13 protein-coding genes are annotated in these 12118 nt (G+C 61.5%); 8 read left to right on the top strand and 5 right to left on the bottom strand.

Translation table 11 applies throughout. The features are described from left to right. Nucleotides 1-64: 64 nt before the first annotated feature. Together wrbA and aguB are read left to right on the top strand one after the other, a co-directional pair. Nucleotides 65-661: an NAD(P)H:quinone oxidoreductase gene (gene wrbA / locus JNO51_RS14805; RefSeq protein WP_252346106.1), complete on the top strand. Its 597-nt coding sequence runs from the start codon at nucleotides 65-67 to the stop codon at nucleotides 659-661. A 97-nt stretch (nucleotides 662-758) separates the two neighbouring features. Further along, nucleotides 759-1655: an N-carbamoylputrescine amidase gene (gene aguB, locus JNO51_RS14810; protein WP_215778743.1), complete on the top strand. Its 897-nt coding sequence runs from the start codon at nucleotides 759-761 to the stop codon at nucleotides 1653-1655. 58 nt (nucleotides 1656-1713) lie between these two features. On the opposite strand, the gene JNO51_RS14815 is transcribed toward aguB, so the two are convergent. The 5 genes from JNO51_RS14815 to JNO51_RS14835 all read right to left on the bottom strand — a co-directional run bounded on the left by JNO51_RS14815 (nucleotide 1714) and on the right by JNO51_RS14835 (nucleotide 8416). Beyond that, entirely contained in the window at nucleotides 1714-4536 is a 2823-nt protein-coding gene (locus JNO51_RS14815) for a response regulator (protein WP_215778746.1), read from the bottom strand. A gap of 85 nt (nucleotides 4537-4621) precedes the next feature. Beyond that, nucleotides 4622-5374, bottom strand: a complete 753-nt coding sequence (locus tag JNO51_RS14820) for a copper homeostasis protein CutC (RefSeq protein WP_215778747.1) — start codon at nucleotides 5372-5374, stop codon at nucleotides 4622-4624. A gap of 14 nt (nucleotides 5375-5388) precedes the next feature. After that, entirely contained in the window at nucleotides 5389-6603 is a 1215-nt protein-coding gene (locus tag JNO51_RS14825) for an AmpG family muropeptide MFS transporter (protein ID WP_215782741.1), read from the bottom strand. 74 nt (nucleotides 6604-6677) lie between these two features. Beyond that, the gene (metW, locus tag JNO51_RS14830; RefSeq protein ID WP_215782742.1) at nucleotides 6678-7271 is read right to left on the bottom strand and encodes a methionine biosynthesis protein MetW; all 594 of its coding nucleotides are present in this window, start codon (nucleotides 7269-7271) and stop codon (nucleotides 6678-6680) included. 2 nt (nucleotides 7272-7273) lie between these two features. Then, nucleotides 7274-8416: a homoserine O-acetyltransferase gene (locus JNO51_RS14835; RefSeq protein ID WP_215778750.1), complete on the bottom strand. Its 1143-nt coding sequence runs from the start codon at nucleotides 8414-8416 to the stop codon at nucleotides 7274-7276. 131 nt (nucleotides 8417-8547) lie between these two features. Here JNO51_RS14835 and JNO51_RS14840 point away from each other — a divergent pair, with 131 nt between their 5' ends. The 6 genes from JNO51_RS14840 (at nucleotide 8548) to ybaK (ending at nucleotide 12104) form a co-directional block, all read left to right on the top strand. Continuing rightward, complete coding sequence (locus JNO51_RS14840; protein ID WP_215778752.1) at nucleotides 8548-8730, top strand: hypothetical protein; 183 nt, start codon at nucleotides 8548-8550, stop codon at nucleotides 8728-8730. An 11-nt stretch (nucleotides 8731-8741) separates the two neighbouring features. Then, the gene (locus tag JNO51_RS14845) at nucleotides 8742-9674 is read left to right on the top strand and encodes a TIGR01212 family radical SAM protein (protein WP_215778755.1); all 933 of its coding nucleotides are present in this window, start codon (nucleotides 8742-8744) and stop codon (nucleotides 9672-9674) included. A gap of 86 nt (nucleotides 9675-9760) precedes the next feature. Next, entirely contained in the window at nucleotides 9761-9946 is a 186-nt protein-coding gene (locus JNO51_RS14850) for a hypothetical protein (RefSeq protein ID WP_215778757.1), read from the top strand. 101 nt (nucleotides 9947-10047) lie between these two features. Continuing rightward, complete coding sequence (msrP, locus tag JNO51_RS14855; protein WP_215778759.1) at nucleotides 10048-10965, top strand: protein-methionine-sulfoxide reductase catalytic subunit MsrP; 918 nt, start codon at nucleotides 10048-10050, stop codon at nucleotides 10963-10965. Between the two features lie 9 nt (nucleotides 10966-10974). After that, entirely contained in the window at nucleotides 10975-11601 is a 627-nt protein-coding gene (locus JNO51_RS14860) for a sulfite oxidase heme-binding subunit YedZ (RefSeq protein WP_215778761.1), read from the top strand. Nucleotides 11602-11627: 26 nt separating this feature from the next. Beyond that, a complete protein-coding gene (gene ybaK, locus JNO51_RS14865; protein WP_215778763.1) occupies nucleotides 11628-12104 on the top strand; it encodes a Cys-tRNA(Pro) deacylase in 477 nt (158 codons plus the stop codon). Nucleotides 12105-12118: the final 14 nt, after the last annotated feature.

The raw sequence follows: 12118 nt of genomic DNA on the forward strand, positions 1-12118 counted from the left end.
ATATTTTCTGAATGTCGTTGTGATGGGATAATATAAAATTCGCGTTTACATCACTAAAAAACCCATGCAGGATATTCTCGTTCTGTATTACAGCCAGTATGGCGCGACACGCGCACTGGCGCAGCAGATTGCACGAGGGGTGGAGTCGGTTCCCGGTTGCCGGGCACGACTACGCACGGTCCCCAGGGTCTCGACCGTTTGCGAAGCCAGTGAACCATCGGTGCCTGACAGCGGCGCGCCCTATGTTGAGCTGGCAGACCTCAACGAATGCATCGGTCTGGCGCTGGGCAGTCCGACACGCTTCGGCAATATGGCGGCTGCCCTGAAGTATTTCCTGGATGGCAGCAGTGGCGAATGGCTGCGTGGCGCCCTGGCCGGCAAGCCGGCCTGCGTGTTCACCAGTTCGGCATCCATGCATGGCGGACAGGAAAGCACCTTGCTGTCGATGGTGCTGCCATTGATGCACCATGGCATGGTTTGGGTCGGTTTGCCCTTTACCCACGCCGAGCTCAGCCAGACCACCAGTGGCGGCACCCCGTATGGCGCCACCCATGTATCTGGCATTAAAAATGACGCAGCATTGACAGAAGAAGAAAAAATCCTTGCTTTGGCGCAAGGAAAACGACTGGCGGGCATTGCACTGAAACTCGCTGGCGAGTAACACTTTCGTACATTTGAGATTGAACAGGCTTCATGGCAACCCACCGGCACCGCAAGGCGGTCACGGCGGGATTTTTTGCATTTTCCGGAGATGATCTATGCGCACAATCACCGTTGCAGCCACCCAGATGGCGTGCACGCCCGACAGCTCGACTAACCTGGCCAATGCCGAGGCCATGGTCCGTCAGGCGGCGAGTCAAGGGGCTCAAATCATTCTGCTGCAAGAGTTGTTTGAGACTCTGTACTTCTGCATCGATCAGGAAGCACGCTACAACAATCTGGCACAACCGCTGCAAGGTCACAGCTGGCTGCCCCGCTTCCAGGCGCTGGCACGCGAACTGGACGTGGTATTGCCCGTCAGCTTCTTCGAGCGCGCCGGTCAGACCCAATTCAACTCGGTCGCCATCATCGATGCCGACGGCAGCCTGCTCGGCGTGTACCGCAAAATGCACATCCCGGACGGCCCCGGCTACACCGAAAAATACTACTTCTCGCCGGGCGACACCGGCTTCCCGGTATGGCAAACCCGCTACGCGCGCATCGGTCTGGGGGTCTGCTGGGACCAGTGGTTCCCGGAAACCGCGCGTGCCTTCGCCCTCGGCGGTGCTGAAATCCTGCTGTTCCCGACGGCCATCGGCACCGAGCCGCACGACAACAGCCTGCAATCGGCCGACCACTGGCAAATGGTGCAACGTGGCCACGCCGCGGCCAACCTGATCCCGGTCATCGCCTCCAACCGTATCGGCATGGAGCACGGCAAGTACTGGGCCAACACCTTCCATGGCCGTTCCTTCATTGCCGGTCCGGAAGGCGAACTGATCGCTGAAGCCTCGGCCGACCAGCAGGAAATCCTGACCGCCTCGTTCGACCTGGCCGCCCTGGCTGCCAAGCGCCGCGCCTGGGGTGTATTCCGCGACCGTCGTCCGGAATACTACGGAGCCCTGACCACGCTGGATGGCAAGGACCCGGTCACCGGCAAGATCGGCCCGCGCTAAGCCACTCTCCGGTACCGATACGATAAAACGCCCTGCTTGCAGGGCGTTTTTCATGGACTCAGCTAGAAGACTGCCGGGCCAGCCACTGTCGTCCGTACAGCAGGGTCTGGGCGAGTGAGGCGCCGGCCTCGGCAAACAGATGGGCGACATCACCCTCCTCACTGCCGCGCAGCACTTTCTCCAGCGCCAGCGAACAGCGGCCGAAATCCTGCGCACCCAGCGTCCCCAGCGAACCACGCAGAGTATGCAGAATGCGTCCGGCATCCGGCAGCCGCCCCTGTTGCCACGCCTGCTGCGCCTCGTCGAATTGCGCCTCGGCACTGGCCAGTGTCTGACTGATCAGCCCATGCAAGGACTGGCGATACACCGGATTATCCTGTCCCACCGACAACAAGGTCTGCAGATCAAACACAGGTAAGGTCTGCGGCACTGGCGCAGAAGACAGGTCCTGCTGCGCGGCCAAAGGCAAATACCTGGCAAGACAGGTCAGCAGGTTACCGGCATGGATCGGTTTGGCCACGAAGTCGTTCATGCCGGCCGCACGGCAGGCTTGCTGTTCATCGGCCGTCACACCGGCACTCATGGCAATCACCGGCAGCGTCAGGCGCAGCAACTCGCGGATCTGGCGCGTCGCTGACAAACCGTCCAGCACCGGCATCTGCACATCCATCAGCACCAGATGAAAACGCGCGGCATCCTGCTGCAACAAGGCCAGCGCCTGCTGGCCGTGATCGGCCACCTCCAGCGTGGCACCGGCCTGCTCCAGCATGCCGCGCGCCACCAACTGGTTGAGCGGATTATCTTCGACCAACAACAGATGCCTGCCCAACAACGGGCGGGGTGCATCGCCCTGCACGGTCTCTGCCGCGACCCCCTGCAGGGCGTCGAGCAGACTGCCGCCCGTCACCGGTTTGATCAACACGGCATCGGCCAGCTGACCGAGCTCGCGCTGGCGCAGCGCTTCATGATCAAAGGCGCCGACCATCAGCATCAGTCGCGTCGGCACACCAGACAACAGTTGCCGTAAACGCTGGATGGCCGCCAGCGCATCCGGATCATCCTGGCGGGCATCGACCAGAACCAGTGCATAGGCAGGCCGGGCTACCCGACACTTGGCCATGGCCTCGGTCAGTGTGCCGGCGGCATCGACCTCGCCCCCCCAGGCGCGCAAGGTCTGGCAGAGATACTCGCGGCCGGTCGGATGCTCGTCCACCACCAGCATGCGCCCGGCAGGCATGGCAGAAACTGGCGCCCCGGACGAAGGCAGATGAAAAGGCAGGCTGACGCAAAATTCACTGCCCGCATCCGGCTGACTCCTGACCTCGATGTGCCCCCCCATCAGCCCGACCAGGCGCTTGCAAATCGCCAGCCCCAGCCCGGTGCCACCATAGCGTCGCGTGGTCGAGGCATCCCCCTGACTGAATTCGGCGAACAGACGGGACTGCTGTGCCAGGCTCAAGCCGGTGCCGGTATCGCGCACCCGGAAAATCAGCCAGGCCTCATGCGGGGTTTTGCCCACCAGCCCGACGAAGAGCGAGACCTCTCCCCTTTCGGTGAACTTGATGGCATTGCCAGTCAGGTTGACCAGCACCTGCTGCAGTCGCAAGGCATCACCATGCAGCCACAACGGCACCCCTGGCTCGATCCCGATGGCCAGATCCAGCGTCTTCGGTCCGGCATTGACCGTCATGATCGACGCCACCGCGCTGAGCACCTCTTCCAGGGCAAAGTCCTGTGGCGCCAGCTCCATGCGACCCGCCTCGATTTTGGAAAAATCCAGGATGTCATTGATGATGCCCAGCAACGATTCGCCTGAATTACGAATCATCTCCAGATACTGCTTCTGTCCGGCATCAAGACGGGTATTGGCCAGCAGTTGAGTCATGCCGAGGATGGCATTGAGCGGTGTGCGGATCTCATGGCTCATATTGGCCACGAACTCGCTCTTGGCCTTGCTGGCCGTCTCGGCCAGCTCCTTGGCCAGCCGCATCAGTTCGCGGGTATTGCTCTGCTCGGAAATGTCGCGCGCAATGCACACCAGTCCCGGCCCGCCCTCCAGCGCCATCGGCGCAAACTTCAGCTCCAGCGGAAAGGTACTGCCATCGGCCTGGCGCCCCTGCCCTTCGAACGCCGAACCAGCCACCCCGGCAAACGACTCGGACAGATCGACCTGCTGCGAAAGATCCGGCCGATTCACCCGCGGAGAGGCCAGCAGCGTCAGAAAAGACTGCCCCAGCAGATCCTTGCCGAGCGTACCGAACATGCGTTCACCCGCCGCATTCAGGCTGAGGATACGACCGTCGCTGGACATGGTCAGCACGGCATCGAGCAGATTGTTCAGCACTGCATTGAGACGGGTCTCGCTGCGCTGCAGACGGCGCAGCGCATCCTCTTCGGCCATGACCACCAGCTCACGGCTGGCCAGGGCGCCCAAGTCGCGCAGCACGGCCGCCTCCCCCTGACTCAGGGTGCGAGGGCGAGTATCGAGAAGACACAGGGTGCCAACCCGGAAGCCATGATGAGCGACAAGGGGACAACCTGCATAGAACCGGAGATGGGGAAAACCGCTGACCAGCGGGTTGTCGGCAAAACGCGGATCCCGGAAGGCATCCTCCACCACGAAGACATCGTCCTGGAGGATGGCATGGCCACAAAAGGAAATGTCACGGGGGATCTGGCAGGTCTCTATCCCCTGCCTGGACTTGAACCACAGCCGGTCGCTGTCGACGAGTGAAACCAGCGCCATCTCCACCTGGAAATGCTGCTGTGCCAGACGGGTGATGCAATCGAAGCGCTCTTCCTGCGCGGTGTCCAGCAGGCTGAGGGCATGCAGCTCGATCAACCGCTCCGCATCATCGAAAGGAATATCCGGCGCTTGCATGAGGCTCCCTGCCACGGCGCGACGCGGCCGGTACAGCCACGTCCTGAGCTCTCTTTATAGGCAGCGCCAGAGGCAATATCGAGCGTCAGGCCAGCTGTGCCGCCTGCAGAATGGCTTCGACCTGCTCGGTCGAGGTTTCTTCGCGCGCATACTCATCGGTGCCGGCAGCCCCCATGGCCAGACCGTCCTTGCGGTACTGCATGGCGCTGGCCAGCGGCAAGCGCGCCGAAGCATGGAATTCCCGGCAACCGGTCAGGCGCATCAGGCCGGCCACATTATCTGCCCGCACCCCGCTGCCCGGCATCACGATCAGGCGCTCGCCGGCGGCAATGCGCAGATCACGCAGCAGCTCGCCGCCCAGAAACGCCGTTGCCGCCTGCCCAGAGGTCAACAGGCGCCGACATCCGGTACTGATCACCTGCTCCAGTGCCTGCAGCGGATCACGCGTCAGGTCAAAAGCACGGTGAAACGTCACCGGCAAAGGTGCCGCCAGCGCGACCAGCTCGGACACCAGGGGCACATCGACCTCGCCGTCGGCGGTCAGGGCGCCCAGCACGATGCCATCTACCCCAAGCCGCTTGCATTGCTCGATGTCACGCCGCATCACTTCGATTTCTGCCGCATCGTAGAGAAAATCCCCGCCACGCGGGCGGATCATGACGTTCAGGCCGATCGTCAACTGCTCACGCGCCAGGGAAAGCGTACCGTAAGACGGCGTGGTCCCCCCTTCATTCAGGTTGTCGCACAACTCTACCCGCGATGCGCCCCCGGCCTGAGCGGCCAGGCAGGAATACAGCGATCCGGCACACACTTCCAGCACAATCGATTCAGCAGACATCGTTCACTCCCGATTCAGTTGCTCTCCCGCCAGGGCGCGACGCGCGGCAGCATCAGCATGCCCGGCAGCGCCAGCAGAAAGCACAGCAGAAAAAACGGCATCCAGCCCGTTGCGTCGACCAGATAGCCGGTCGCCGCATTGGCCAGGGTGCGCGGCACAGCAGCCAGACTGGTAAACAGGGCAAACTGGGTGGCCGTATAGGCCGGATCGGTGCAACGGGCGATATAGGCCACAAAGGCCGCCGTACCGAGCCCGACCCCCAGCGCTTCAAAGCCGATCACGCCGGCCAGTTTCCAGAGCTCCGGAGAGCCGACATGGCTGAAGTGGCCGTACGAGGCCAGCAAGGCAAACCCCAGGATCGACAGCCACTGCACCACACCAAATACCCAGAGCGCGCGGTTGATGCCCAGCTTGAGCATCCACACCCCGCCGATCAGACCACCAATGACGCTCGGCCACAAGCCGGCATTCTTCGCCACCAATCCGATCTCCGACTTGCTGAAGCCCATGTCGAGATAGAAAGGTGTTGCCAGCGAGGTCGCCATGCTGTCGCCCAGCTTGTAGAGAAAAATGAACAGCAAGATGGTCAGCGCCGAACGCCAGCCGGCGCGATGGATAAACTCCTGAAACGGCTCGACGACCGCTGCACGCAGGGTTTTCGGCATACCGTGCACCAGCGCCGGCTCCTGAGCCCAGAAGGACAGGAACATGCCGGGCAACATGAACAGAGCCGTGATCCAGAACACACTCTGCCAGGGCAGGTGATCGGCCAGTACCAGGGCCAGCGAACCGGGAATCAGGCTGGCCAGCCGATAAGCATTGATGTGAATGGTATTGCCCAGTCCCAGCTCGCGATTGCTGAGAATTTCACGCCGGAAGGCATCCAGCACGATGTCCTGACTGGCAGAAAAGAACGACACGATCAGGGCCAGCGCCGCAATCGCCCACAGCTGTCCGTGCGGGTCAAAGAAGCCGAAAGCACCAATACTGGCCAGAAGCAGCAACTGACTGAGCAGCATCCAGCCACGGCGGCGCCCCAGGAAAGGCGGTACAAAGCGATCCAGCAGCGGCGACCAGAGAAACTTCCAGGTAAACGGCAGCTGGATCAGGGCAAACAGGCCGATGGCCTTCAGGTTGACGCCATCGCTGCGCAACCACGCCGGCACCAGATTGATCAGCACATACAGGGGCAAGCCGGAAGAAAACCCGGTCAGCACGCAAGTCAGCATCGGGCGCGAAAAGATGTCGCGCCGCAAGCTGACGGTTTCAGTTTCGGAGTGCACCAACACGTCCTTCAAACGGGCTACAAGCCTATGCGATAGAACGCCAGACTGCCCAACAGGTTAGGAAGAAAACGGACACGTCGCTGGCCATCCATGACCACCCGCTCCAGAATGCGGATCTGGTGCTTGGCACAGAGGCTCTCGAAATCGCCCAGCATGCACCAGTGAATGTTCGGCGTGTCATACCACTGAAACGGGATGGTATCAGACACCGGCATATGTCCCATGAAGATCTGCCAGCGGTTCTGCCAATAACCGAAGTTGGGAAAGGTCACGATCGCCTCGCGCCCGACCCGCAGCATTTCACACAAAATCTCTTCGGTATGATGCATGGCCTGGATGGTCTGCGACAGGATCACCAGATCGAAACTGCCATCGGCAAAATCTGCCAGACCGGTCTCCAGATCACCCTGCATGGCGGATACCCCGGCCGAGACGCAGCGCACCACATTTTCGACATCAATTTCCACTCCATAGCCACGCACCTGCTTGTGCTGTTGCAGCCAGGACAACAAGGCCCCGTCTCCGCACCCCAGATCCAGCACCCGCGCACCGGGCCGCACCCAGTCGGCGATCAGTTGCAAATCAGGACGCAAGGTTTCATTCCCGCTCATCTTCATGCCCCCACCTCCGTCGCCACCCGATCAAGATAACTGTGCATCAGCCGCACATAGGGCGGATCGAGCATCAGAAACGCATCATGACCATGCGTCGACTCGATCTCGCCATAGGCCACCGGCCGGTCGGCAGCGACCAGAGCCCGCACCAGTTCACGCGAACGCAAGGGCGAAAAACGCCAGTCGGAGGTAAAGCTGGCAATCAGGAAGCCGGCTTTGGCTTGCCGCAAGGCGGCCACCAGATCATCGCCGTACGCCTTGGCCGGATCAAAATAATCCAGCGCCTTGGTCATCAGCAGATAGGTGTTGGCATCAAACAGATCCGAAAACTTGTCCCCCTGATAGCGCAGATAGGACTCGATCTCGAACTCGACCTCATAGCCGAAGCGGAACTCTCCGGAACGCAACATGCGGCCGAATTTGGCCCCCATGCCATCATCGGACAGATAGGTAATATGCCCGAGCATGCGCGCCAGTCGCAGACCACGCCGCGGCACCACGCCGTGGGCATAGAAATCTCCGCCGTGGAATTCCGGATCGGTCAGGATGGCCTGGCGGGCGACATCGTTGAAAGCAATATTTTGCGCCGACAACTTGGGGGCAGAGGCGATCACCAGCGCATGCCCGACCCGCTCGGGGAAATCGATGCTCCACTGCAACGCCTGCATGCCGCCCAGACTGCCGCCAATCACCGCCGCCCAGCGATCAATCCCCAGACGATCCGCCAGCCGCGCCTGAGCCCGCACCCAATCCGGCACCGTCATCAGCGGAAAGCCAGAGCCCCAGGGCCGACCGGTCTGCGGATTCTGGCTCAACGGTCCGGTGCTGCCATGACACCCACCGAGATTGTTGACCCCGACGACAAAAAACCGTCGGGTATCGATCGGCTTGCCCGGCCCGACCATATTGTCCCACCAGCCCGTGGACTTTTCTTCGCCGGCATAGTGACCGGCGACATGGTGGTGCCCGGACAGGGCATGGCAAATCAAGACCGCGTTACTTTTGGCGGCATTGAGCTCGCCATAGGTCTCGTACATGAGCTGATAGGCCGGCAGCGTGGCGCCGCAGGCCAGATCCAGCGGGGTAGCAAACTCTGCACATTGTGCAGAAACAATGCCGACTGATTGTTCAGTATTGGACATGAATACACAGGCCCTCTGTTTGGTTATTGTCGGCGTCAAGGCATATTCCAAAAGAGTTTATAACGATATGAGCGACTTGCGCGAGCGTTGTCCGACACCGATAATCGCACCTCATTGCCTTGGTGCCCCTCATGCTTGGACGACTCTTCAACCTGCTGCTGCTCGCCGGTCTGGCCACCGTGCTGCTGCGCGCCCTGTTGAGTCCGGCTCAGCGCCAGGCGCTTCATCAGCTGTTCCGCACCATTGCCTGGGCACTGCTGGCCAGCTCGGCCATCCTGGTCGTGCTCAGCCTGACGCGTATCATCACCCCCTGACTGGTTGTGCCATGGATATCTCCCGTTTTGTGCATACTTTCGGCCAATACCTGAAAACCCGCTTCGGCGAACGGGTCCACAAACTGTCGCTGGCGGGAGACTTCACCTGCCCCAACCGCGATGGCACCCTGGGCAAGGGAGGCTGCACCTTCTGCAATGTCCGCAGTTTCGGACGGGCGGCCGATCAACTGTCGATCAGCGAGCAAATCGGGCGCGAAAAAGAGAAAACCGATCGCGCACGACGCTATCTGGCCTATTTTCAGGCCTATACCAGCACCTATGCCGAAGTGGAAACCCTGCGCCGCTCGTATGAAGAAGCACTCGCCCAGGCGGACATTGTCGGTCTGTGTGTCGGCACCCGCCCGGACTGTGTGCCGGATGCCGTGCTCGATCTGCTGGCCGGCTATCGGGAGCAAGGGCTGGAAGTCTGGCTGGAGCTGGGCCTGCAAAGTGCCCATGACCAGACGCTGGCCGCCATCAACCGTGGCCATGGCATGGCCGCCTATCGCGATGCCGTCGCGCGCAGTCACGCGCGCGGCCTGAATCTGTGTACCCACCTGATCGTGGGTCTGCCGGGGGAAACCCCGGCGATGATGCACGATACGCTGCAGCAGGTGCTGGCGCTCGGGGTGGAAGGTCTCAAGCTGCATCCGCTGATGGTGGTCAAGGGCAGCCGCATGGCAGCGCAATACCGTCGCGAAGAGATTGCGCCATTGCCGCTGGCCGAATATGCCGACCTGGCGGCTGACCTGATCCGTCACACGCCGCCGCAGGTGGTCTATCACCGGGTCTCGGCCACGGCACAGTTTCCGACGCTGATCGCGCCGGAGTGGTGTGCGCCGCGCTGGTCGGGCATGCAGGCCATTGCCGATCGCCTGGCCCACCTGGGACCACAAGGCAGTGCCATCGGCCAGCCCTGGTCGCCCTCTGGGCAACAAAGCTGATCGGCAGACGCACCTTTCATCAGGCTCCATCATGTCTGCGCGACATTACCGGATTAGTCTGCTTGCTTTTTCACCGGAGCCATTTCATGTTGCCTGCCATCACGCTGTTGCTCGCCACCAGCCTCCCCTCAGCCATGCCGTCCGGCATGCGCCCTTTTCATGACCTGTCGATCGGCTTCTGCATGGCAGAACAGGCCAGACTTGACCCACAAGCCAGTCAAGAGACGCTGATGCAGCGATGTCTGACGAGCAAGACCATTCAAGCCGGCTGAAATCTGCTGGCGCGTCTTTTTTTTCCGGACTAGTGTCAGATTGGCGGGTTTCGCCCGACCAATGCCAAGCCCCTTCAATCCGGCCGACTCGGGAGACCCACATGCTGATCCGCCAGCCAGATGACATTGCACCGTCCGACATCACACCACAGCAGCTGTATCTGGACCGGCGCAAATTCATGCTGGCCGGTGCCGCCGGGATGTTGATGACCAGCAGTGCCTTCGCAGCCCTGTCGTTCAAGAAAGGTCCGAGTTTGCTGGCCGGCAACGACAAACCCAACAGCCTGCGGGAAATCACCCAGTACAACAATTACTACGAGTTCGGCAGCAGCAAGACCGACCCGGCCGAGCACGCCGGCGTGCTCAAGACCCGCCCCTGGAGTGTGCTGGTTGATGGTGCCGTGGAGAAACCTCGGACCTTTGCCATCGAGGAATTGCTGCGTCTGCCACTGGAGGAGCGGATCTACCGCCATCGCTGTGTCGAGGGCTGGTCGATGGTGATTCCCTGGATCGGTTTCCCACTGTCGGCATTGCTCAAGCAGATGAAACTGACCTCGCGGGCACGCTACGTGGCTTTCGAAACCCTGAACCGGCCTTCGGAAATGCCCGGCATGGCAGAAGGTCTGCTCACCTGGCCCTATCGGGAAGGACTACGCATTGACGAGGCCATGCATCCCCTCACCCTGCTGGCGGTCGGCCTCTACGGCCAGGTGCTGCCCAATCAGAATGGCGCACCGATCCGCCTGGTGGTGCCATGGAAGTATGGCTTCAAAAGCATCAAGGCCATTGTGCGCATCCATCTGACCGACACCCAGCCACAAACCAGCTGGCATCAGGCCGCGCCGAGCGAGTACGGCTTCTACTCCAACGTCAATCCAACGGTGGATCATCCGCGCTGGAGTCAGGCCAATGAACGGCGCATCGGTGAATTTCTGCGCCGCCCGACGCTGATGTTCAACGGTTATGGTGCCCAGGTGGCTTCGCTCTATCAGGGCATGGACCTGCGGAAAAACTTCTGATCACAGCGTATGCAGATGACTGTCAACAAGCGCTCCCCGATCCCCTTGCTGAAGGGACTACTCTTCGTCCTGGCCCTGCTGCCGCTGCTGGCCGGCATCTGGCAGGTCGGGCTTGGCGATCCGGTTGATCCCGTAGCCTTCATGACCCATGCCAGCGGCGACTGGGCGCTGAGAATGCTGCTGCTGACGCTGGCCATCACCCCGCTGCGCCGTCTGGGAGCCCCGGGCGGGTTGCTGCGCTTTCGCCGCATGTTGGGCTTGTTTGCCTTCTTCTATGCCATGCTGCATTTTTCGGTATATCTGGTCTTCGACAAGTTCTTCGACGTCCAGGCCATCGCCGGCGACATCTACAAACGCCCCTTCATCACCGTGGGTTTCGCCGCGCTGGTCCTGATGCTGCCGCTGGCCATCACCTCCACCGATGGCTGGATCCGGCGGCTGAAGCGGCGCTGGGGCATGCTGCACCGGCTGGTCTATGCCGTGGCGATACTGGGGGTGACACACTACTGGTGGCTGGTGAAGCGCGATATTCGCCTGCCGCTGATGTACGCCGCCATCCTGGCAGGTCTACTCGGGCTGCGTGTTCTGTGGTCAGCGAGCCGGCGCTGGCAAGGGAAGGTTTCTGACGTAAAATAGCCCGGTTTCTTCAGCCAGAGCCCATCATGAGCAAAGCCCCGGTCACGCAGGCCATCCGCATGTTGCGCGAGCACAAGGTCGAATACAGCGAGCATTTGTACAAATACGAAGATCGCGGCGGCACCGAAGTGTCCGCGCGCGAGCTGGGTGTCGACGAGCATTGCGTCATCAAGACGCTGGTTATGGAAGATGAACAGCACAAACCGCTGATCGTGCTGATGCACGGCGACCGGGAGGTCGGCACCGGCATGCTGGCTCGACAGATCGGGGTCAAAAAGGTCAGTCCCTGCGAGCCAAAGACGGCCGACAGGCACAGCGGCTACCAGGTGGGCGGCACCAGCCCGTTTGGCACCCGACATGCCATGCCGGTCTATATGGAAGCCGGCATCGCCGAGCTGCCGCGCATCTATATCAACGGCGGCAAGCGCGGCTTTCTGATCGGCATGCATCCGGCAGACCTGCAGCGGGTGCTGCAGCCGACCCTGGTCCACGTCGCGGCCTGAGCGCACCGCGCGCG

This window comes from Paludibacterium sp. B53371, assembly GCF_018802765.1.
Classification (GTDB): domain Bacteria; phylum Pseudomonadota; class Gammaproteobacteria; order Burkholderiales; family Chromobacteriaceae; genus Paludibacterium.